This window comes from Enterobacter cloacae complex sp. P17RS (genome assembly GCF_014895885.1).
GTDB lineage: Bacteria > Pseudomonadota > Gammaproteobacteria > Enterobacterales > Enterobacteriaceae > Enterobacter > Enterobacter bugandensis.
Genome location: NZ_JADBQK010000026.1, coordinates 11,225 through 33,531 on the forward strand (window position 1 = coordinate 11,225; position 22,307 = coordinate 33,531).

23 protein-coding genes and 1 pseudogene are annotated in these 22,307 nt (G+C 55.4%); 10 read left to right on the plus strand and 14 right to left on the minus strand.

The annotated features are described in order from the left end of the window. The first annotated feature begins 251 nt into the window (after positions 1 to 251). Positions 252 to 3,032 carry a flavocytochrome c gene (locus IM265_RS18435; protein ID WP_193031664.1) on the plus strand — a complete coding sequence of 927 codons (2,781 nt, stop codon included), beginning with the start codon at positions 252 to 254 and terminating at the stop codon, positions 3,030 to 3,032. Between the two features lie 58 nt (positions 3,033 to 3,090). Continuing rightward, a complete protein-coding gene (locus IM265_RS18440) occupies positions 3,091 to 4,053 on the plus strand; it encodes an FAD:protein FMN transferase (protein ID WP_047367849.1) in 963 nt (320 codons plus the stop codon). On the opposite strand, the gene dcuR is transcribed toward IM265_RS18440, so the two are convergent. Continuing rightward, positions 4,034 to 4,753, minus strand: a complete 720-nt coding sequence (dcuR, locus tag IM265_RS18445) for a two-component system response regulator DcuR (RefSeq protein ID WP_028013719.1) — start codon at positions 4,751 to 4,753, stop codon at positions 4,034 to 4,036. The genes IM265_RS18440 and dcuR overlap by 20 nt on opposite strands. Next, the gene (locus IM265_RS18450; RefSeq protein ID WP_045260362.1) at positions 4,750 to 6,366 is read right to left on the minus strand and encodes a sensor histidine kinase; all 1,617 of its coding nucleotides are present in this window, start codon (positions 6,364 to 6,366) and stop codon (positions 4,750 to 4,752) included. The genes dcuR and IM265_RS18450 overlap by 4 nt, the downstream gene beginning before the upstream one ends. Before the next feature lie 165 nt (positions 6,367 to 6,531). Here IM265_RS18450 and IM265_RS18455 point away from each other — a divergent pair, with 165 nt between their 5' ends. Next, a complete protein-coding gene (locus IM265_RS18455; protein ID WP_193031666.1) occupies positions 6,532 to 7,395 on the plus strand; it encodes an N-acetylmuramic acid 6-phosphate etherase in 864 nt (287 codons plus the stop codon). 57 nt (positions 7,396 to 7,452) lie between these two features. Here the strand turns inward: IM265_RS18455 and ompC are convergent, their stop codons facing one another. Further along, on the minus strand, positions 7,453 to 8,619 hold the full coding sequence (gene ompC / locus IM265_RS18460; protein ID WP_047367847.1) for a porin OmpC: 1,167 nt from the start codon (positions 8,617 to 8,619) through the stop codon (positions 7,453 to 7,455). 285 nt (positions 8,620 to 8,904) lie between these two features. Between ompC and IM265_RS18465 the strand changes: the two genes are divergently transcribed. From IM265_RS18465 to IM265_RS18475, 3 genes are all read left to right on the plus strand, one after another. Then, positions 8,905 to 9,606: a phosphohydrolase gene (locus IM265_RS18465; protein ID WP_126818497.1), complete on the plus strand. Its 702-nt coding sequence runs from the start codon at positions 8,905 to 8,907 to the stop codon at positions 9,604 to 9,606. Between the two features lie 61 nt (positions 9,607 to 9,667). Then, the gene (locus tag IM265_RS18470) at positions 9,668 to 11,083 is read left to right on the plus strand and encodes a DNA cytosine methyltransferase (protein ID WP_041909349.1); all 1,416 of its coding nucleotides are present in this window, start codon (positions 9,668 to 9,670) and stop codon (positions 11,081 to 11,083) included. Continuing rightward, complete coding sequence (locus IM265_RS18475; protein WP_041909351.1) at positions 11,064 to 11,555, plus strand: very short patch repair endonuclease; 492 nt, start codon at positions 11,064 to 11,066, stop codon at positions 11,553 to 11,555. The genes IM265_RS18470 and IM265_RS18475 overlap by 20 nt, the downstream gene beginning before the upstream one ends. Here IM265_RS18475 and yedA read toward each other — a convergent pair. After that, positions 11,527 to 12,441: a drug/metabolite exporter YedA gene (gene yedA / locus IM265_RS18480; protein WP_028013712.1), complete on the minus strand. Its 915-nt coding sequence runs from the start codon at positions 12,439 to 12,441 to the stop codon at positions 11,527 to 11,529. The genes IM265_RS18475 and yedA overlap by 29 nt on opposite strands. A gap of 175 nt (positions 12,442 to 12,616) precedes the next feature. Here yedA and IM265_RS18485 point away from each other — a divergent pair, with 175 nt between their 5' ends. The 3 genes from IM265_RS18485 (at position 12,617) to dgcQ (ending at position 15,566) form a co-directional block, all read left to right on the plus strand. Beyond that, positions 12,617 to 13,531 (plus strand): DUF808 domain-containing protein, encoded by a 915-nt coding sequence (locus IM265_RS18485; RefSeq protein WP_169804339.1) that lies wholly within the window; start codon positions 12,617 to 12,619, stop codon positions 13,529 to 13,531. 78 nt (positions 13,532 to 13,609) lie between these two features. Then, positions 13,610 to 13,792, plus strand: a complete 183-nt coding sequence (locus IM265_RS18490) for a YodC family protein (RefSeq protein ID WP_028013710.1) — start codon at positions 13,610 to 13,612, stop codon at positions 13,790 to 13,792. 73 nt (positions 13,793 to 13,865) lie between these two features. Continuing rightward, the gene (gene dgcQ, locus IM265_RS18495; RefSeq protein ID WP_126818444.1) at positions 13,866 to 15,566 is read left to right on the plus strand and encodes a cellulose biosynthesis regulator diguanylate cyclase DgcQ; all 1,701 of its coding nucleotides are present in this window, start codon (positions 13,866 to 13,868) and stop codon (positions 15,564 to 15,566) included. On the opposite strand, the gene IM265_RS18500 is transcribed toward dgcQ, so the two are convergent. After that, positions 15,551 to 16,351: a mannosyl-3-phosphoglycerate phosphatase-related protein gene (locus IM265_RS18500; RefSeq protein WP_045631638.1), complete on the minus strand. Its 801-nt coding sequence runs from the start codon at positions 16,349 to 16,351 to the stop codon at positions 15,551 to 15,553. The two genes, dgcQ and IM265_RS18500, sit on opposite strands and share 16 nt — an antisense overlap. A gap of 300 nt (positions 16,352 to 16,651) precedes the next feature. Then, the gene (gene yodD, locus IM265_RS18505; RefSeq protein ID WP_028013707.1) at positions 16,652 to 16,879 is read right to left on the minus strand and encodes a YodD family peroxide/acid resistance protein; all 228 of its coding nucleotides are present in this window, start codon (positions 16,877 to 16,879) and stop codon (positions 16,652 to 16,654) included. Between the two features lie 128 nt (positions 16,880 to 17,007). Here yodD and dsrB point away from each other — a divergent pair, with 128 nt between their 5' ends. Next, positions 17,008 to 17,196 carry a protein DsrB gene (dsrB, locus tag IM265_RS18510; RefSeq protein ID WP_013097741.1) on the plus strand — a complete coding sequence of 63 codons (189 nt, stop codon included), beginning with the start codon at positions 17,008 to 17,010 and terminating at the stop codon, positions 17,194 to 17,196. 102 nt (positions 17,197 to 17,298) lie between these two features. On the opposite strand, the gene rcsA is transcribed toward dsrB, so the two are convergent. From rcsA to fliL, 8 genes and pseudogenes are all read right to left on the minus strand, one after another. After that, on the minus strand, positions 17,299 to 17,922 hold the full coding sequence (gene rcsA / locus IM265_RS18515; RefSeq protein ID WP_013097740.1) for a transcriptional regulator RcsA: 624 nt from the start codon (positions 17,920 to 17,922) through the stop codon (positions 17,299 to 17,301). Between the two features lie 287 nt (positions 17,923 to 18,209). Then, positions 18,210 to 19,002: pseudogene (fliR, locus tag IM265_RS18520) on the minus strand (flagellar biosynthetic protein FliR); the annotation flags it as partial. Positions 19,003 to 19,009: 7 nt separating this feature from the next. Continuing rightward, positions 19,010 to 19,279, minus strand: a complete 270-nt coding sequence (gene fliQ / locus IM265_RS18525; protein ID WP_008500315.1) for a flagellar biosynthesis protein FliQ — start codon at positions 19,277 to 19,279, stop codon at positions 19,010 to 19,012. Between the two features lie 9 nt (positions 19,280 to 19,288). Continuing rightward, positions 19,289 to 20,026 carry a flagellar type III secretion system pore protein FliP gene (gene fliP, locus IM265_RS18530; protein ID WP_028013705.1) on the minus strand — a complete coding sequence of 246 codons (738 nt, stop codon included), beginning with the start codon at positions 20,024 to 20,026 and terminating at the stop codon, positions 19,289 to 19,291. Continuing rightward, positions 20,026 to 20,400, minus strand: coding sequence for a flagellar biosynthetic protein FliO (gene fliO, locus IM265_RS18535; RefSeq protein ID WP_193031668.1), 375 nt, complete (start codon positions 20,398 to 20,400; stop codon positions 20,026 to 20,028). Before fliO ends, fliP begins: the two co-directional genes overlap by 1 nt. Before the next feature lie 2 nt (positions 20,401 to 20,402). Beyond that, positions 20,403 to 20,816, minus strand: coding sequence for a flagellar motor switch protein FliN (gene fliN, locus IM265_RS18540; protein ID WP_003859592.1), 414 nt, complete (start codon positions 20,814 to 20,816; stop codon positions 20,403 to 20,405). Then, complete coding sequence (gene fliM / locus IM265_RS18545) at positions 20,813 to 21,817, minus strand: flagellar motor switch protein FliM (protein WP_028013703.1); 1,005 nt, start codon at positions 21,815 to 21,817, stop codon at positions 20,813 to 20,815. The genes fliN and fliM overlap by 4 nt, the downstream gene beginning before the upstream one ends. Before the next feature lie 4 nt (positions 21,818 to 21,821). After that, complete coding sequence (gene fliL / locus IM265_RS18550) at positions 21,822 to 22,292, minus strand: flagellar basal body-associated protein FliL (protein WP_021241388.1); 471 nt, start codon at positions 22,290 to 22,292, stop codon at positions 21,822 to 21,824. Positions 22,293 to 22,307: the final 15 nt, after the last annotated feature.

Sequence of the window (22,307 nt, forward strand, 5' to 3'; positions counted from 1 at the left end):
GTTTATGGTGAAATGGTTTTACCATTTTTTATTTAACGTATTTTAAAATATTGTGAATGCATGAATGACAATCGCTAACACCAATGTATTATTAGTGTTATCACAGGGATTAAATAGTTTTTTAACTAACGTAATAACTTTAGAAACTAAAAAAATCATTATATTAATATCATGACATCGGCAAAAAACGACGAAATAAAAAATCAATCCGATAACGAATTCTCAATTTTTAAAAGTTTGGAGTTTCTATTATGAGCACTAACGAACGCATTCTTAGCCCCTTCACATTACCGAATGGCACTGAACTGAAAAACCGTTTGTTAATGGCCCCTATGACCACCTGTACCGGCTATTATGACGGCACCGTCACCAGCGAGCTGGTGGAGTACTATCGGGCCCGTTCCGGCAGCATTGGCACCATCATCGTGGAGTGCTGCTTCGTCGACGATCTCGGCCTTGCCTTCCCGGGGGCAATTGGTATTGATAACGACGAGAAAATCGCCGGGCTGGCGAAAATCGCCGAGGCCATTAAATCCAAAGGATCTAAGGCCCTGCTGCAGATCTACCACGGTGGCCGCATGGTTGATCCGAAACTGATCGGTGGCCGTACCCCGGTTGGCCCAAGCTCCGTAGCCGCGCCGCGTGACGGTGCCGCAACGCCGGTTGCCCTGACCGCCGAAGAAGTGGAAGGCATGATCGGCAAGTTTGGTGAAGCCGTGCGCCGCGCCATCCAGGCCGGTTTTGACGGCGTGGAAATCCACGGGGCGAACACCTACCTGATTCAGCAGTTCTACTCTCCAAATTCTAACCAGCGAGACGACGAGTGGGGCGGCAGCCGCGACAATCGCGCGAAGTTCCCGCTGGCGGTGCTGGACATCACCCACAAAATGGTGCGCCAGTACGCGGACGACGCGTTTATTATTGGCTACCGCTTCTCCCCTGAAGAGCTGGAAGTGCCGGGCATCCGCTTTGAAGACACCATGTACCTGCTGGAAAAACTGGCGGCGCGCGGCGTGGATTACCTGCACTTCTCCGTCGGCGCGACTCTGCGTCCGTCCATTGTCGACACCCAGGACCCGACGCCGCTGATCGAAAAATACTGCGCGATGCGCTCTGAAACCCTGGCGCAGGTTCCGGTGATGGGCGTGGGCGGCGTGGTGAATGCGTCAGACGTGAATGAAGCGCTGGACCACGGTTACGACCTGATTGCCGTTGGCCGCGCCACCATTGCCTACCCGGACTGGACCGACCGCATCGCGGCGGGTGAAAGCCTTGAGCTGTTTATGGACAGCACCAAACGCGAGGAACTGAGCATTCCTGAACCGCTGTGGCGCTTCTCGCTGGTGGAAGCGATGATCCGCGACATGAGCATGGGCGAATCGAAATTCAAACCGGGCATGTTCACCGAGAAGGTGCAGGACGACGCGAACGAACTGGTGATTAACGTCAGTCTGGAAACCGACCGCATTGCGGACATCGAGCTGGCCTCTGGCCCGAGCGATGACGTTGAGTTCGTCACCAGCTTTGAAGAGATCCGTACCCGCATTCTTGACGCCAATACCCCGCACGTGGATGCCATCACCGGTGCAACCAGCCAGAGTGAAGCGGTGAAGAAAGCGGTCTCTAAAGCGATGCTGAAATCCAGCAAAGCGCTGGCAGCGGAAGAGGGCGTGGACCCGAACGAAACCCGCAGCGTGGACGTGGTGGTGGTCGGCAGCGGCGGCGCCGGTCTGGCGGCGGCGATTCAGGCTCACGACGAAGGCGCGAGCGTGCTGATTGTCGAGAAAATGCCAACCATCGGCGGGAACACCATTAAAGCCTCTGCCGGTATGAATGCCGCTGAAACCCGCTTCCAGCGCGTGAAGGGCATTCAGGACAGCAAAGAGCTGTTCTACCAGGAAAGCCTGAAAGGCGGCGGCAACAAGAACAACCCTGAACTGCTGCGCCGCTTTGTCGAGAACGCGCCGCAGGCGATTGAGTGGCTGGCAACGCGCGGCATCATGCTGAACGACATCACCACCACCGGTGGGATGAGCATCGACCGTACTCACCGTCCAAAAGACGGTTCTGCGGTGGGGGGCTACCTGATCAGCGGCCTGGTGCGTAACGTCAACAAACGCAACATCGAGGTGATGCTGGATACCTCCGTCAGCGACATCATCTTCGAGAACGGTGAAGTGACCGGGGTTCGCCTGACCACTGAAGAGAACGAAACCGTCACCGTGGCAGCGAAAAGCGTGATCGTGGCGACGGGCGGCTTCAGCGCCAACAGCCAGATGGTCGTCAAATACCGTCCGGATCTGGAAGGGTTCGTCACCACCAACCACAAAGGGGCAACCGGCGGCGGTATCGCGCTGCTGGAGCGCATCGGGGCGGGCACCGTGGATATGGGCGAAATCCAAATTCACCCAACCGTTGAGCAGAACACCTCGTACCTGATTTCCGAATCCATCCGCGGAGGCGGGGCGATTCTGGTCAACCAGAAAGGGGAGCGCTTCTACAACGAAATGTCGACCCGCGATAAAGTCTCGGCGTCAATCATCGCGCTGCCGGAGAAATACGCGTACATCGTCTTTGACGAGCACGTACGTGCCAAAAACAAAGCCGCGGATGAGTATATTGCGAAAGGCTTCGTGACCAGCGCCAGCTCGCCAAAAGCGCTGGCGGAAGCGCTCGGTATGGATCACCACGCTTTCCTCGCGACCCTGGAACGTTACAACGGTTTCGTTGAAAAACAGCACGATGACGATTTTGGTCGTACCACCGCGCTGCGTGCGCCTATCAACGAAGGGCCTTTCTACGCTATTCAGATTGCGCCAGGCGTGCACCACACCATGGGCGGCGTGACCATCAACACCGAAACCTGCGTGCTGGACAGCAACCACAACGTACTGCCGGGGGCGTTTGCGGCGGGTGAAGTGGTCGGGGGGATCCACGGCGGCAACCGTATCGGCGGTAACGCGGTGGCGGATATCATTATTTTTGGTACCCTTGCAGGACATCAGGCGGCGATGCGCTCAAAAAGAACGTAAGGCTCCTGTCTCCCCGGCGGCGCGGTGCCTGCCGGGGCTACATCTGAGGACACATGCAATGCCTGATAGCCATCGCGTTTACAGCTACTCCGCCGTTCTGATGGGCTCGCCCATTCTCCTGAAGCTCTTCTTCCATGACGAAGCCCTCGCGTCCCGCGTTTTCCGCCTGATCAAACAGTACGAAGATCTCCTCACCGTTAACCGGGCGCATTCCCAGGTGATGGACATCAACCATGCGGCGGGCCAGCATCCGGTTGCCGTCAGTCGTCCGGTGTTTGAACTGATCCGCTGTGCCAAAGCGGCAAGCATGCTAAAAGACAGCGCGTTTAACCTGGCGATCGGCCCGCTGGTGAAGCGCTGGAAGATTGGCTTTCAGGGAGACAGCGTTCCGCCTGCCGATGACATTGCGTCCCTGCTGGCGATAACCCGGCCCGAGGAGGTCATCCTTGATGAGGCGCAGACCAGCGTGTTTCTGACCAGATCGGGGATGGAGATTGATCTGGGGGCCATCGCCAAAGGCTATATCGCCGACCGGGTGCGGGACTACCTGCGCAAAGAGGGCGCTGAGCTGGGGCTGATCAACCTCGGCGGAAACATCCAGACGTTAGGCTCGCCGGAAGGGGGCTGGAGCGTGGGGCTAAAAAAACCGTTTGCCGGTGACGCGCTTATCGGTGCGATGACGGTGGAGAACCTCTCCGTGGTGACCTCGGGAACGTACGAGCGCTACTTCGAGCAGAACGGCAAGCGCTATCACCATATTCTCGATCCGCGCACCGGGTATCCGCTCGACAACGAGCTGGAGAGCGTCACTATCATTTCAAAAGACTCCATTGACGGCGACATCTGGACCACGCTGATGTACGGCATGGGGGTAGAAAAGGGCTGTGCCGCCCTGCGCGCGCGCCCCGATATTGAAGCTATCTTTGTGACCAAAACAAAAGAAGTGGTGATCTCCTCGATGCACCACTTCCGTTTTACCCTTCTGGACGAGAGCTACCGCGTTATTGGCAGTACTGTTTGAGCAGCCCGATCTGTTCCGGCTGTAAGCGGTAGCGATACACCGGACGCCCGGTGGCGCCGTAGTGAATGCTGGTGAACAGAATGTTGATCTGCGCAAGCCAAATCAGGTACTTACGGCAGGAGACGCGGGAGATATTGACTGCGTTAGCCAGATCGTCGGTGGAAAATTCCGTCTCCGGGTGGCCGTCAATCCACTGGCAAATCGTGCGCAGCGTTTGCGGCGTTAACCCCTTCGGCAATTTTTTAGTGTCCGCCAGCTCCGGCGCGCCGCCGTGGATCAGCCTGTCGACGTCCGCCTGCTCGTAATACTGGTGCGAGCCCATCAGACTGTGCTTTGCCTTCCAGCCGTTCAGCGCCTCTTCAAAGCGCGGGAACTGGAACGGCTTTATCAGATAATCCACCACGCCGTAGTGGATGGAGGTCTGGATCGTGGCGGCATCGGCGGCCGAGGAGATCATAATCACATCAATCGGGCGGCCTGACGCGCGAATATCGGGCAGCAGATCCAGCCCGTTATCCTGCTGCATGTAGACGTCCAGCAGCACCAGATCGACAGGCTGGCTGGGGTTATTGATAAAGGCCCTGGCCTGATTGAGCGTGGAGGCGACGCCGCAGCAGCTGAAGCCTTCAACACGGTTGACGTACAGACGGTTGAGATCGGCTACCATGGCGTCATCATCGACAATTAATACATTTATCACGCGATATTCCTCTCGCTATCCCAGGGGATGTGAACAAAAAATTGGGTAAATACGCCAGGCTCAGACTCGACGGTAATATCGCCGCCCAGGTTCTGGATCTGCTGGCGAGCAAGGAACAGCCCAACGCCGCGGTTTTCACCTTTTGTTGAGAACCCCTTAGTAAAAATAGCCTCCAGCTGAGTGGGATCAATGCCGGGGCCGTCGTCGCTGACTTCGCAGCTGAGCCAGCCATTCTGATAATGCAGCAGCAGGCCAATCTCGCCTTCCTGCTGTCCTGCCATCGCGTCGAGCGCGTTTTCGATTAAGTTACCCAGCGCGGTGATCAGCACCGCAACCTGCTCTTCACTGCCGGTATCCGGTATCAGGCTTTCATCCGCCAGCGTCAGGGTGACGCCGGCCTCTTTCGCTCGGTTGATTTTACCCAGCAGGAACCCGGCAACGACCGGGGACTTTACCTTGCTCTGGATCGTGCCAATGTCCGTCTGGTAATTATGCGCCGTCTGGATGATGTACTCCTCCAGCTTGTCGTAGCGCTTCATGTGTAGCAGGCCCAGGATCACATGCAGTTTATTCATAAACTCGTGCGTGTGGCTGCGCAGGGCGTCGACGTAGTTGACCATGCCATCAATACGCTGCATCAGCTGGCTGATTTCCGTTTTATCGCGGAAGGTGCTGATAGCACCGATCACCCGATTCTGGCTTTTGACCGGCACCATGTTGCAGAGCAGCAGTCGTCCGTTGCAGCTGATCTCCTGATCCTGACGCGCAATCCCGGTTTTCGATACCTCACGCAGGCTTGCCAGCAGCGGCTCGCTGGTGTTTTCGGTCTGCTTGCCGGAGGGAAGAAGTAATATCTCTCTGGCAGCGTGGTTAATCATCGTCACGCGGCCGTGAATATCGACGGCCAGCACCCCTTCGCGAAGCGACTGCAGCATCGCCTGGCGCTGTTCGAACAGGGCGGAAATTTCGTAAGGTTCAAGCCCGAACAGGATGCGTTTCAGGACCCGTACCAGACCCCATATCGCCATCGAACTCATAAAGATGCTGAACAGAATCGTCCAGAGCGCGTTGAGCCGCCCGCGGGCTATCTGGTCTTCCACCTTTTTTAGGGAGATCCCGACCACGACGACCCCGATCTGATCGTGTTGGCTGTCATAGACCGGCGTGAAAACGCGAAGCGCCTCGGCGAGGGCGCCGCGGTTAACCGAGACATTCTCTTTGCCTTCCAGCGCGGGTTCCAGATCGTTGCCGATAAAATGCAGGCCGATGAGCGCCTCGTTCGGGTGCGAGTAGCGAATCCCCCGCATGTCGGTCACCACGGTAAGCAGCAGATCGTTACGTTGGGTAACGGCTTTGGCGATGGGCTGAATGATGTCGGCCTGCGGCGACTGCATCAGGCCGCGCTGGATCTCAGGGCTGTCGGCCAGCGTGCGGGCGATGCCCAGAGCGGTATCTTTTACATCATCGCGGGTCGCCCGGGTGATCTGCACGGAATAGAGCGCAAAAACTACCAGCAACACCGAGGCGATAATCGCGGACACCATCAACGTGACCAGCGTGTACAGTTTCATGGGGCGCTTGCGCGTCAGAGGGAAAGGCTGCAGATCGCTCATCAACACTCCGCGATGATTAAGAAAGGGAGTGATTATCGCTGATGATGGGCTTTTCTTAAAGCCATGTAAAAGCGTCGATTTACTCTTCTTTTCGTGACCCCACTCGCAGGTCATCTATATAAAACACTTTATAGTGTGTGGGTACTCATAATAAGGAGGCTGTTTATGAGCATTACGCTTACCGGTTCAGTCAAGGAAAGACGGCACGCCAGCACGATGAATATAGATAGATTGTCCACGCTGGACATGCTGAAGGTTATCCACGAGGAAGATGCACGCATTTCTGCTGCTATAACCCCCTGCTTAACGACAATCGCCCGCGCGGTGGATAACGCCGCCTCGGCGCTCAACCACGGCGGCCGTCTGCTGATTGTCGGCGCGGGCCCGTCAGGCTGCATCGCACAACAGGCTGCAGATGAGTATGCGCCGGGGAAAACGCCGGTAATTGCCGTGACGGCAGAAGAGGGGGATGGGAGCTACGAGCGCGGTGTGGCTGATCTGCAGGCCATTAAATTTGATGAGCACGATATGATGCTTGCCGTGACCGTCAGCGGAAAAACGCCGTGGGTCTGGGGAGCAATGCGGCATGCGTGGTCGTTGGGAGCGCCGGTTGCGGTCATCACCGGTGATGCACAAAGTGAAGCAGCACAGCTGGCAAGCATGGTAATTGCCCCAGAGCTTGGGGCTGATGTGGTTGCCGGGTATCGCAATACCAGGGCGGGGATCGCGCAAAAAATGATCCTCTCAATGATTACCACCGCGCTGGCCGTTCGCACCGGGCGCGTTTACAGCAACCTGCGCGTGGATCTTGAGGCAAGCAATACCAAATGGGCTGAACGGCAAATCGCCATTGTGATGGAAGCGGGGGGATGCACCCGGGCGCAGGCAAAAGCCGCGCTGGAGAGCTGTAACCATCACTGTAAAACGGCGGTGTTGATGGTGCTGACCGGTCTGGATGCGTGGAAAGCCCATGAGCTGCTGGCGCAGAATAACGGGTTTATCCGCGTGGCGCTGCAGGAAGCGCCGTAAAATAGTGTCCCTTGAAACAAAAAAGCCCGCAAATGCGGGCTTTAGTATTTTCAGGGATCAGAACTGGTAGATCATGCCGATGCCAACAATGTCATCGGTTGCAATACCATTGTCATTGTAGAAGGCGTCATCTTCGTCCAGCAGGTTGATTTTATAATCAACGTAGGTGGAGAAGTTCTTGTTGAAGTTGTAGGTCATGCCCAGGTCGATGTAGTTAACCAGATCCTGGTCTACATAGTCATAGCCATTGCGTGGGTGATAATCGTTACCGCCCAGATCGATGCCTTTGGAATAGACCCACGCCAGGGATGGACGCAGACCGAAGTCAAACTGGTATTGCGCTACGGCTTCAAAGTTCTGCGTTTTGTTGGCGATGCCGTCGCTGCCGTACGGCGTCATGTTGCGGGTTTCCGCGTACATCATCGCCAGATAGACGCCTTGAGCATCATATTTTGCGCCAACGGTCCATGCGTCTGCACGGTCACCGCCTGCGTATTTGCTGAAGCGGTTATAGTTGCCCGCGCCATAAGCAACCTGATCGTTGGTACGGTCAGAGGAAGAATACGCCGCACCCAGCGTCAGACCGAAGTCGAAGTCATAGGTGGTAGACATACCGAAGCCGTCGCCGTTCTGGAAGCGTACGTCGTCGTGACCGTTTTTGGTGCCTTCCTGATCTTCGTTAGCGTTTGCACCTTCGTTAGCACCCTGATACTGCAGCGCGAAGTTCAGGCCATCAACCAGCCCGAAGAAATCATTATTACGGTAGGTCGCAACACCGTTGGTACGGCCAACCATATAGTTGTCAGTCCAGGTGTAGGAATCGCCACCAAATACCGGCAGCATATCGGTCCAGGCTTCAACGTCATACACGACGCCGTAATTACGGCCATAATCAAATGAACCGTATTCGCCATATTTCAGGCCCGCATAGGCCAGACGATTGAAAGAGGTATCCCCGGCGTCTTCGGTATCATTTGCGTAGGTTTTATATTCCCACTGACCGTAACCGACCAGATCGCGGGTAATCTGTGTTTCGCCTTTGAAACCAATCTGCACGTAGGTTTCGTCGCCGTCGTCGCCCGCGTTGTCGGAGAAGGTATGACGCGCGTCAACCTTGCCGTACAGGTCAACTTTATTGCCGTCTTTGTTATACATTTCAGCCGCGTTTGCCGCGCCAGCCATTAATAATGCGGGTACAAGAATTGCCAGAACTTTTCTTTTCATTATATATTCCCTTTAAAGATAATTCATATGAATATATGTAATCACCCTCCGTAATTACGTGTCTGATACTATTCTATGGCTCGTAAATTTGGTTCAAAAATAAATGTAATTAAACCAGTGAAAATATTACAAAATATTTCCAAAAATCTCTTTATTTTTCAAATGAATTAATCGCTTGAAAGTATTGCGGGTAATTATTATTAAGTATTTCGGGGTTCTATTTTTAAATTTATTTTATTTAGCTATGTTATAATTCAGTGCCCATTTTCGTAACAGGAAAGGATGATGGAACTCATACAGTGGCAGCAGCGCTTTGAATCCTGGCTTGATGAACATCACGCGACCGACGACACCGCGCACGATATTTCACACTTCCGTCGCGTCTGGCTGACGGCGCAGAAAATCATGGTTCATCACCACGTCGACCCGCTGACGATCCTGACCGCCTGCTATTTTCACGACATCGTTAGCCTGCCGAAAAATCATCCTGAACGCAGCCAGTCGTCGCGTCTGGCTGCGCGCAGAACGCGGGACATTCTGCACCGCGATTTCCCTGACTTCCCGTCCGATCGCTATGCCGCCGTGGAGCACGCCATCGAGGCGCACAGTTTCAGCGCCGGCCTGACGCCGCACACGATTGAGGCCAAAATTGTCCAGGATGCAGATCGTCTGGAGGCGCTGGGGGCGATTGGCCTGGCGCGCGTGTTTGCCGTGTCAGGCGCGCTGGGCGTACCGCTTTTTGACGCGGACGATCCGTTTGCCGACGCGCGCCCGCTTGATGACCGGGCGTTTGCGCTCGATCATTTTCAGACTAAGCTGCTGCGCTTGCCTGATACAATGCAAACCGACGTCGGGCGCGAGCTCGCGCAGCACAACGCCGATTTTCTGATTCAGTTTATGGCGAAACTCAGTGCCGAATTACAGGGCGACTGCATCGGGCTGGATAGCCAGATTCAACACCGCTTCCGTCGCAGTTTGCGAAAGTGAACTGTGGTAATCTGTTTCCAGTCTTTATTGCCCGGTTAAAAGAATGCAGGAAAATCGATCAGTGACAGAGCCCGCGCCAGAGCAGGCTGAGAAGTCAACGGCAACGGTGCAGGCATTACTGCGCCAGCTGCTGGATATTTATGACGCTAAAACGCTGGCAAACCAGCTGGTGGCGCACGGCGAAAGCCACTGGAGCCCGGCCATCCTTAAGCGACTGCTGACCAGCGATCGGGCAGGGCGCCGCCTGAGCGAAAGCGAGTTTCGTTATCTGCAAGACCTGCTTCCGCGTCCGTCTGCCGCGCACCCGAACTATGCCTTCCGCTTTATCGATCTGTTTGCCGGCATCGGTGGCATCCGGCACGGCTTTGAAGCTATCGGCGGTCAGTGCGTGTTTACCAGCGAGTGGAACAAACATGCGGTACGCACCTATAAAGCGAACTGGTACTGCGATCCGCATGAACATCATTTCAACGCCGATATCCGCGACGTTACCCTGAGCCATAAAAGCGGCGTCACGGATGAACAAGCCGCCGAGCACATTCGCCAGACGATTCCGGCGCATGACGTGCTGCTGGCGGGCTTCCCGTGTCAGCCTTTCTCGCTGGCCGGCGTCTCCAAAAAGAATGCCCTCGGGCGTGCCCACGGTTTTGCCTGCGATACGCAGGGAACGCTGTTTTTCGATGTGGCCCGAATCATTGACGCCCGTCGCCCGGCCATATTCGTGCTGGAAAACGTCAAGAACTTAAAGAGCCATGACGGTGGAAAGACCTTCCGCATTATCATGCAAACGCTGGACGAGCTGGGCTATGACGTGGCGGATTCCGAGGACATGGGCGCGGATGACCCGAAAATTATCGACGGGAAACACTTCCTGCCCCAGCATCGCGAACGCATTGTGCTCGTCGGTTTCCGCCGCGATCTCAATCTTAAGGGGGATTTCACCCTGCGGGATATTCCCTCCTTATACCCCGAGCGTCGTCCAACGATTGCCGACCTGCTGGAGCCGGTGGTCGACGCGAAATTTATCCTTACCCCGATCCTGTGGAAATACCTCTACCGCTATGCCAAAAAGCATCAGGCCAAAGGCAACGGCTTCGGGTTTGGCATGGTGAACCCAAACGATCCGCACAGCGTGACCCGCACGCTGTCCGCTCGCTACTATAAAGACGGCGCGGAAATCCTGATCGACAGAGGCTGGGATAAAGCGCTGGGCGAGAAAGATTTCGACGATCCGCAAAACCAGCGTCACCGTCCGCGGCGCCTCACGCCGCGGGAGTGCGCCCGGTTGATGGGCTTTGAAACGCCGCAGGGCTACCGCTTTCGTATTCCGGTTTCGGACACCCAGGCTTACCGTCAGTTTGGCAACTCGGTGGTGGTGCCCGCGTTCGCGGCGGTGGCAAAACTGCTGGCCCCGCGCATCAGACAGGCGGTGGCGCTCCGCCAGGGTGAGGCCGTCAATGACGGACGTTCACGATAAGGCCACGCGGAGCAAAAACATGCGTGCCATCGGCACGCGTGACACCGCGATTGAAAAGCGTCTGGCCGGGCTGCTGACGCAGGCGGGCTTCGACTTTCGCGTGCAGGATCCCGCACTTGCGGGTCGCCCGGATTTCGTCATTGACGCGTATCGGTGCATTATCTTCACCCACGGCTGTTTCTGGCATCATCACGACTGCTACCTGTTTAAAGTCCCGGCGACGCGCACCGATTTCTGGCTGGAAAAGATTGGCAAGAACGTTGAGAGAGATGCGCGGGATCTCGCCACGCTTGTCGCGCAGGGCTGGAGAGTGCTGATCGTCTGGGAGTGTGCACTGAGAGGACGGTTAAAGCTGAACGATGCCGATCTGAGCGAACGGCTGGAAGAGTGGATCTGCGGCGGCGGCCAGGCCGCGCAGATCGACACCCAGGGGATCCACGCGCTTACGGTTTCTCCACCTCGCAAGGCGTAACCACGGGCTTTGCCGGCAGCAAATATTTGCCTAAGGTCACCAGCACGACGGCAAAAACAATCACCCCTAAAGCTAACCACTCAACCGGAGAGAGCGTTTCACCGCCAAGCCCGGTGCCGAGCAGCACGGCCACGACCGGGTTGACGTAGGCATAGCTGGTGGCAACCGCCGGTGAGACGTTACGGATCAGGAACATGTAGGCGTTGATGGCGATGATGGAGCCAAACAGCGCCAGATAGCCTACCGCCAGGAAGCCCGACAACGGCGGCAGGGTCGTCAGCTCCTCTCCCGTCAGGGCTGAGGCCAGCAGCAGCACAATCCCAGCCGCAAGCATCTCTATTGCCCCCGCCATCATGCCGGTCGGCAGTTCGATACGCGAACCGTATACGGAACCAAACGCCCAGCTCATCGAGCCGATAAGGATAATCACTGCGCCCCATGGATTCCCGCTCAGGTTACCGCCGCTGTTAAGCAGAATAATGCCGGCAAGGCCGATGCCAATCCCCAGCCACTCCAGCTTGCGGGTGCGGATGCCGAAAAGACGGCTGAAGCAGAGGGTAAACAGCGGTACGGTGGCAACGACCACGGCGGCGATCCCTGACGGTACGTTCTGGTGCTCGGCAATGGTCACAAAGCCATTCCCGACCGCCAGCAGCAGCAGGCCAATCAGGGCGGCGTTCAGCATTGGGCGAAGCGGTGGAAGCTTATGTCCGCGCAGCAGCAGGAAGGCCAGCAGCAGCACACCCGCCGAGAGGAAGCGAATGCCCGCCATCATCAGCGGCGGCCAGCTTTCCACGCCGATGCGAATGACAAAATAGGTTGAACCCCAGATGATATACAGCGAAAAAAGTGCCCCGATAAGCGGAAGCAGTTGCCGGAAACGCATAATCCCTCACGACGAAATAAAAAGGTCGCTGATAGTAAACGCGAAAACTATCGCGCTGGCGAGCCCTTTAATTGTGTAGTTGATGTGAATTTTTTGTTGACGAAAGCTGCCTGTTTCCGCGATTGCGCTTTTGCTCCATACTATTCACTTAATTACCAAAAAAAGAAGGATCACCATTTTGGCAGGAAGTAGCTTATTAACATTGCTGGATGATATTGCCACCTTACTGGATGATATTTCCGTGATGGGGAAACTGGCGGCGAAGAAAACCGCAGGGGTGCTGGGGGACGATCTCTCGCTTAACGCCCAACAGGTGAGCGGGGTACGGGCTAACCGTGAGCTGCCTGTGGTGTGGGGTGTGGCAAAAGGCTCGTTTCTGAACAAAGTGATCCTGGTGCCGCTGGCGCTGCTGATCAGCGCATTCATCCCCTGGGCCATCACGCCGCTGCTGATGATTGGCGGGGCATTCTTGTGCTTCGAAGGCGTGGAGAAGGTCCTGCACTCTTTGAGCTCGCGCAAGCAGAAGGATACCCCGGAGGCGCGCCAGCAGCGCCTTGAAGCGCTTGCCGCGCAGGATCCGAAAGTTTTCGAACGCGATAAAATCAAAGGCGCCATTCGCACCGACTTTATTCTGTCGGCTGAAATTGTTGCCATTACGCTGGGCATTGTCTCCGATGCGCCGCTGCTGAATCAGGTGTTGATCCTCTCCGGGATCGCCATTCTGGTCACGGTGGGCGTTTACGGCCTGGTCGGGCTGATCGTGAAGCTGGATGATATCGGCTACTGGCTGGAGGAGAAATCCAGCGCGGTGGCTAAAGGCATCGGCAAAGGCTTACTGACGCTGGCGCCGTGGCTGATGAAGAGCTTGTCAGTGGTGGGTACCCTGGCAATGTTCCTCGTGGGCGGCGGCATTGTGGTCCACGGCATTGCGCCGCTGCACCATGCCATCGAACATTTCGCCTCAGCGCAGGGGAGCGTGGTGGCAGCGATTCTGCCCACGCTGCTTAATCTGGTGCTGGGCTTTATCGTTGGCGCTATCGTGGTGGCGGCGGTGAAACTGATCGAAAAAATGCGCGGTACGGCGCACTAATTGTTACCCGTCGCAGGGTGCAAAAAGACCATTCCTCGTCTAAATTGAAACAGTTTCACCCTGATACAGGAGGCAGGTATGGTCTTTTTGGTCAGTGATGAAGTTAAGCCTAAGAAGGGCGGCCCGCGCATGATTGTCACCGGGTATTCCAGCGGAATGGTGGAATGTCGGTGGCATGATGGCTACAGCATTAAGCAGGAAGCCTTTCGTGAAGATGAGCTTCAGCCGGGTGACGGCCAGCGCAAGCACGATCAGGCTTAATCACATAACGCCCGGCTTTGCCGGGCGTTTTTAACTGAAGTACCGGGTGTAAGGCAGTAATCAGGGAGTGTGTGTGCAGCGCGATACCTTTGTTGTAAGACGATCTTTTCTGCAATGGCTGCATAAGCGTAGCAATCCGGGTTTGATTGTTAACCTCTGTTTTATCACTGTTCTGGTGTTTTCAACCCTCCTGACCTGGCGTGAAGTAGTGGTCCTCGAAGAGGCGTATATCTCCAGCCAGCGCAACCACCTGGAAACCGTGGCCAGCTCGCTGGACAGGCAGCTGCAGTACAGCGTGGATAAAATGCTGTTATTTCGCCAGAGCATGCGCGATGCGCTACAGACGCCGCTGGCCTTCAATGTTTTGCACGATGCAGTATCGCACTTTAACGCATTACGCATGCGTCCCACCTGGCAGCTCCTCGTTGATAGAAATCGCACACTTCCGATTAACGGCGTCTCGGATGCGTTTGTTGAAAAAACGTCGATTCTGAACCGGGACGCTGAACGCATCAGCAATGAAATTTCAGCCGCGCTTGAGGTGGGTTATCTGCTCAGGCTGGCGACGTCAAGCAGGCATAGTGAATCGCGGGTGATCTACGTTTCACGCGCCGGGTTTTATCTTTCGACGGATACGCTAACAGAGGCGAGCGATATTATCCCCCGCTATTATCACCTGGTCACGCAGTCCTGGTTTACCCAGCAGTCGGAACGTAACAATCGCTCCCGCGCGGTGCGCTGGTTTATCTCCACGCCGTCATCCTGGACCGGTGACGAGCGAACGATCACTGCCAGCGTCCCCATCTATTTCAATCGCTACTGGTATGGCGTGGTGGCGATGGATTTTTCGCTGAATACGATGCAACGCCTGCTGGCAGAGGCGACGGACGACCGTACGGAGGGGGAGTATCAGCTGTACGACTCCCGGCTCAATATGATTGCCTCCTCTGAAAAGACAGATAAACAGGTGAACCATTTCGATGAACGCGAACTCGCGCAGATAGCGCAGGCGATCGAGCACGATACTGGTGGTGGCATCCGCCTCGGCAGCCGTTTCATCAGCTGGCAGCGGCTCGATCATTTTGATGGCCTGGTTTTGCGTGTCCATACTCTGCAGGAAGGGGTACAGGGCGACTTCGGCAGCATCAGTATCGTACTGGCATTACTGTGGGCGCTCTTTACCGCGATGCTGCTGATTTCGTGGCTGGTGATCCGCCGGATGGTCAGCAATATGTATACGCTGCAGCACTCGCTCAAGTGGCAGGCCTGGCACGACCCGCTAACCCGCCTGAATAATCGCGGCGCGCTGTTCGAACGCGCGAAACTGCTGGCGAAGAAGTGTCATCAACAGTCGTTGCCGTTCTCGGTCATTCAGTTAGACCTCGACCATTTTAAAAGCGTCAACGATCGGTTCGGTCACCAGGCCGGTGATAAGGTGCTTTCCCACTCGGCAGGGCTGATTTCCAGCGCATTGCGTAAAAACGACGTGGCAGGACGCGTGGGCGGGGAAGAGTTTTGTATCGTCCTGCCGGGGCTCGGTCTTGAGGAGGCGAGAGGCGTCGCGGAGCGTATTCGCTGCCGAATCAACAGCAAGGAGATTCTGGTGAAGAAGAGTACGACCCTGCGCATCAGCGCGTCACTCGGCGTCAGCAGCGCCCGGGAAAACGAAAATTACGATTTCGAACAGCTGCAGTCCGTCGCGGATGCCCGGTTATATAAAGCTAAACAGGACGGACGTAACCGGGTTGTCTGGCACGATCATGACAAAAAGTGATCCAGCCCCTCCTGCCAGCCGAGCGGTCCCGCCTGCCGGGTGTGATAAACCCGGCGGGGGTTATCGTCCCGTAACGTAATACCCTGCCGGTTTATCCCCTTAATCACCACCGCGAAGTCCACGCTGTCCAGCAGCGGCGCGTCGTTCGGCCCATCGCCGAGCCCCAGGGTCGTGGGTTCAATATTTTCCCGTTCACGGTACTGCGCGATTAGCCAGTTAGCCGCAACGTCCTTACCGCAGCCGGCATCGAGAATATGCCAGAAACGGGCACCCTGCAGGCATTTCAGCCCGCGTTGCGCCAGCGCCGCTTCAAACCGGGCCATGGCTTCGTCGGAATCACGCCAGATGAGCGTGACGGAGGCGTCATGCTTGCGGGCAAGCGCCGCACGGTAGCGGGTCACCCCCGTCCATTCGCTAATGACGCGTTCGTCCACGTCGTCAAAGGTGGTGAATTTGAAGCCCGCCTGCTGGCGGATTTGCTCAATAAGCGGACGAATCTCCCGGTGCGTCATGCCGTTGATGTGGCGCTGACCCATTTCCCAGCGCACGTCAGGCTGAATCACCGCGCCGTTCTCAGCGATAAACGGTAACCCTTCCAGACCCAGATCCTGCTGAATATCCAGCATCTCTGCCGCGCTCTTGCTACTGCAAAGAATCACCGGTACCTGGTTATCCTGCAGTTTATCCAGCCACGGCATCGCGGGCTGCCACTCATAGGTATGAATATCCAGCAGCGATCCATCCAGATCGGAAAAAATCAGCAGGGGACCCCGGAGTGAAAGCATAGTAACTCCCGAAAACGAGTGAGCCTTAATCTAAGAATATTCCTAAAAAATATCTGGGCTTAAACCGGATTGAGAAGAACCGATCCAGCCAAACCCGCATTCGGCGTATGTTGTTGCTCATAACCAAAACGATTATGTTAAAAATATTATATTCGCCGTAAGAATATATGCTTGTCATGCAAAATCGTTGGGGATAGTGTTGTTTGTACATCAGATTTCCTGGTGTAACGAATTTTCAAGTGCTTCTTGCATAAGCAAGTTTTGATCCCGGCCATCCCCATGACCGGGATTTTTTTCGTGCTAACGATTTGCTTCAGACACGCTAAAGTCATGAATATCCAGCTCGAAGGCCTCCGCCAGCTCGCGGTAGGTGTGATAATCCCTCCCGTTAACAATGACGTGGTCCGAACCATCGTTCGTGCGGCGGACTTCTGACTCACTGATCTCATTGATGGCGGCCAGCAGGGCATCGACATCCACCTCGACCTCGCGTTTGATGGTGTCGCTGTACTCTTTATCGGTCTTCATTACGGGGCTCCTCATTAAACCGTGTCCACGGTAAGTATAGACTGTGTATAAAAACGCCATTCACGCCGTGCGGCGATGTGTGTTTTTGCGTTTTGTTCTACACTGGCTCAAAACCAGAGGAGGAATGTATGAAGGTCAACGATCGGGTAACCGTTAAAACGGACGGTGGGCCGCGCCGCCCGGGGGTGGTGCTGGCAATTGAAGAGTTTAGTGAAGGCACAATGTACCTGGTCTCACTGGAAGACTACCCGCTCGGCATCTGGTTTTTTAACGAACTGGGGCATCCGGACGGCATTTTTGTTGAGAAAGCGGAATAGTACAGCGTCGGGTGGCATTGCGCGTGCCCGACCACGTCCGCAAAAGCAAAAATCTCTGGCCAGGCCAGAGATCAAAGGTAGGGTGCAAAGGGGTTTAAGCCACTAACGCATGTTGACGAAAATCCCGTTCGTCACATTATCGGTCAGACGTACCACGTGATAGATCACTTGCTTATTATGCGTTTTAATTTTCCTTTTAATATTTCCTTTGTGTGACGAAACGGTTTTCGCTTTAATATTCATCTGGTCAGAGATCTGAATAGTTCCTTGTCCAGCCATCCACATTCGCAGCATACTTGATTCAGTCCTGCTTAATGAAAGGGTGGGTAAGTTAACCGCTCCTACATTTTTAACTTCTTTATTCAAATAATCACCCAGAATGTCATCCAGCGACTCGGGTTTAATCGACTTAGAACTGATCAATAAATTTTTACGGACCAACAAATACTCATCGAAATGGATATTCGCTATCGCCATAAAAACAATAAACAGGGTTTTTGGATGCTGATTAATGATTTGCTTAATGTGCTGACTGTTGGCTGGATCGTGAATGAAACAGTCCTCATTAATAAACACCACGCCTGGTTTGAGTTCGTCACAAGCGGCTGCGAGTTCTTCAACGGTGTGTGCATCGTTGATGTCTCTCTTTCTTACCCCTCTGCTTGCCAGGTACCCGGTTAACCCTAGCCGGGTGTAGCTGCATAAATCCATAATGATCGTTGACATGGCATACCCTCACTCAATGCGTAACGATAATTCACCATCTGCCTGAGAGCTCAAAACAGCCATACGGGATGGAAAAAAATAATAAACCTGTGAGCATGACAAAGACTTTCAGGCGGACTCACTATCCCGTAAAGTTACGTATAATTTGCCAGGAATCTTCTTAAAGTAAAGTAAATATTAAGTATTGTGAGGTGGTTAGAAACATTTAAACCGCGTCAGATATATCCTGGAAGATGTTTTTCGCGTTTTATTTTAGGAATATCCTCAGAAAGACAATAGCAATCGTGAGGACTATTATTTACGTGGCAATTCGCTGACAATATCCGCTAACAGATTGAATATCTCGCCGAATAAATGTTCACAGAAGGGGGCGATAAGTGGCATCAGTAATGACATTAATAAAATTCCGACCGTCAACGTTAGCGGAAAACCAATCACAAACACCGAGAGCTGCGGTGCCATTCTGTTCAGCAAGCCTAATGCCAGGTTGACGGTGAGCAGCAGGGTGATGATCGGCAGAGCCAGCATCAGACCGTTGAGGAAGATCAGCCCCGCCGCGCGGGTCAGCGCGAGGAAGGCATTGCTGTTGACCGGGTTATCACCGATCGGCAGCGTATGGAAAGTATCCACCAGCATGGAGATGAGCCACAGATGACCGTTGAGCGACAGAAACAGCAGCATGGCGAGCAGATCGATGATGCGCGCCAGCACCGGCATGTTGAGATGGCTGCCGGGATCGACAAACGTGGCGAACGATAGCCCCATCTGCAGGCCAATCAACTCACCTGCCGTGCGCACGGCGGCGAAGGCGAGCTGCATGGTAAAGCCCACGGCGACGCCAATCATCACCTGCTGTAAAGCGACCCATATTGCGTTAGCCGAGAAGATGGGAATATCCACCGGTGGCAGGGAAGGGGCGACGATAATGGTGATGATAATGCCCAGCCCCACCTTAACGCGCTTGGGTATCGATTTCTCGCTGAGAATGGGGGCGGTGGAGATCAGCGCCAGAATGCGCAGCATCGGCCAGAAATAGACGCCGAGCCACTGAACCCACTGGTCGCTGGTGAAGTGCAGCATCGTCAGGTCAGCCGATGATGTACGGCAGATTGGTAAACAGGTTGCGCATATAGTCCAGCAGCAGGTTCAGCATCCACGGCCCGGCCACGATAATCGCCACGAACACGGCGATGATTTTCGGGATGAACGACAGCGTCATTTCGTTAATCTGCGTGGCGGCCTGAAGAATACTGATAATCAGGCCGGTAACCAGCGCGACAAGCAGCAGCGGCGCGGCAACGGCAATGGCGATTTTCATCGCTTCCGTGCCCATCATCATGACCGATTCGGGTGTCATTGCCGTTCCTTAACTGTAAAAACTTTGCGCCAGCGAGCTAACCAGCAGCTGCCAGCCGTCGACCAGCACAAAAAGCATGATCTTAAAGGGCAGGGCAATGGTGGCGGGCGGCACCATCATCATCCCGAGCGCCATCAGGACGCTGGCGATCACCAGGTCGATAATCAGGAACGGGATAAAAATGGTAAAGCCAATCTGGAACGCGGTTTTCAGCTCGCTGGTGACATAGGCCGGCAGCAGAATGCGCATCGGTACCGCTTCCGGGCCCTGCAGCTCGCCGGTGTTGGACAGACGGGCGAAGAGGGCCAGGTCCGCCTCGCGCGTCTGGCGCAGCATAAATTCCCGCAGCGGCTGCGCGCCTTTTTCCAGCGCCTCCTGCATCGAAATTTTGTCTTCGCTGAACGGCTGGTAGGCGTCGGTATAAATCTTATCGATCACCGGCGACATGATGAAAAAGGTCAAAAACAGCGCCAGCCCCAGAAGCACCTGGTTTGGCGGCGCCGAAGGGGTGCCCAGCGCGTTTCGCAGCAGACCAAAAACGATGATGATGCGGGTAAAGCTGGTCATCATCAGCAGAATGGCCGGAATAAAGGTCAGCGAGGTGATGAACACCAGCGTCTGAACCGGGAGCGACCAGCTCTGGCCGCCACCCGCAATCGGCGTGGAGACCAGACCGGGCAGCTGTGCATAAACCGCGGGAGCAAACAGGCCAACGCCCGCAAGCGTCAGGGATAACAAACGGCGCATCAGGATCTCCCGGAACGCTTAAGCAAACTCTTCATGACGGACTGAAAATCCGCAGGGGCTTGTGCGCGCTCGTCCACCGTGACCGGGGCGGGCGGCAGTTTATGTAATACGTTGATGTTTGAGCCGGTTACGCCCAGAACCAGACGCGCATCTTCCACATCGACGATGACCACGCGTTCGCGCGGCCCAAGCGTCGTGCTGGCGCTGACCTTCAGGCCGCGGGTGCCGGCAGTTTTACCCGCCAGGCCAAAACGCTTTGCCAGCCAGGCGGCGATAAGAATAAAGGCAATAATACCGAACAGCGCCCCGCTCACCTGGAGCAGCGGGGAGCTGGGAACGGCGGAAGGCTGTGATATTGTTGCCTGGGTTTTCATGCTTAACGGCTCAGACGACGCATGCGTTCAGACGGGGTGATGATGTCGGTGATGCGCACGCCGTATTTATCGGCAACTACCACCACTTCACCCTGGGCAATCAGATAACCGTTGATCAGAATATCCAGCGGCTCGCCGGCCAGGCCGTCAAGGGCCACAACGGAACCCTGCGTGAGGCGCAGAAGCTCTTTAATGGTCATCCGGGTGCGTCCCAGTTCAACGGTCAGCTTAACCGGGATGTCCATAATCAGGTCGATGTCCTGCAGCGTGCCGCTGACGTCGCCGCCGCCTAACTGCTGGAATACCGCGTCCGCCGCGCTTTTTGTCGGAGTCGTTTTTTGCTCGTTTAACGCGTCAGCCCACAGATCGTCCAGTGCTCCGCTGTTTTCATCGGACGGATTGTTCATGTCACTCATTTGGGCTGTTCCTCATTCAGCGAATTCAAAATCGGGTTGATCAAGTGCTCAACGCGTAACGCATACTGACCGTTAATCGTGCCGTACTGGCTTGTAAGTACGGGGACACCATCTACGTGGGCAATAATGCGGTCGGGTTTGTCTATCGGCAAAACGTCGCCGGGTTGTAATTTCAGGATCTGGGATAACCGCATCGAAATGTCGGCAAAGTTCGCCACCAGCTCCAGCTGCGAGTGCTGCACCTGGCGCACCAGGTTTTCACGCCAGTTCTGATCTTCGTTGCGTGAGTTCTCCAGCGGCGGGTTAACCAGCAGCTCGCGCAGCGGTTCAATCATGCTGAACGGCAGGCAGATATTGAACTCACCGGTCAGGTTACCGATCTCCACGTGGAACGGCGTATTGACGACGATATCGTTCGGGGAGGTGGTGATATTGGTAAATTTCACCTGCATCTCAGAACGGACGTACTCCACTTCCAGCGGGTTAATCGCTTTCCACGCGTCGCTGTAGGATTCCAGCGCCAGCTTCAGCATGCGGTTAATGACGCGCTGCTCGGTGTGGGTGAATTCACGACCTTCCACTTTGGTCGGAAAACGCCCGTCGCCGCCGAACAGGTTATCCACCGCGATGAACACCAGGCTTGGGGAAAACACCACCAGACCGGTGCCGCGCAGCGGCTTCAGATGAATCAGGTTAAGGTTGGTTGGCACCGGCAGGTTGCGGGCAAACTCATGATACGGCTGGATGCGGATCGCACCGACCGTGATATCCGGGCTACGACGCAGCAGGTTAAACAGCCCCATACGGAACTGACGTGCAAAACGTTCGTTAATGATCTCCAGCGCCTGCAGACGTTCACGTACCACGCGACGCTGGGTATTGGGATCGTAAGGACGAATATTATCGTCGCCGGTGAGACCCGGTTGCGGGTCGTCACTCTTATCGCTGTCGCCGTTAAGCAGCGCGTCGATTTCTGCCTGAGAAAGAATACTGTCGCCCATGTCGTTACCGCAGAATAAAGGCTGTGTACAGAACGTCAGTGACTTCCTGCTTAGGTTGACCGTTTACCAGCGGGGTGGCCAGCGTCTGCTTGATGGCGTCGACCAGCTTTTGCTTACCCACGTCGGTAGCCAGCGCGGAGGCGTCCTGACGAGAAAACAGCAGGAGAAGGCGGCTACGCACTTCCGGCAGATAATCGTTCAGGCGCGCGCGGGTTGCTTCGTCCTTCAGGCGCAGCGTAATACCGACATACAGCACGCGATCCGCGTCACCGAGGTTAACGGTGAAGGTGTCCAGAGGGAAAAAGACCGGCGCCGGCGGTGGGGCAGGTTCGGCTTTGGCCGCAGCGGTTGAAGGTTCCTGCTGCATACGCCAGTAACTATAGCCCGCGGTAGCGCAGGCGGCGAGCGTGATCAACACCAGCAGCGGGATCCAGATGGAACGCTTGCTTTTTTTGGTGATAGCGGAGTCTGTCATCTGATACGAGCTTCC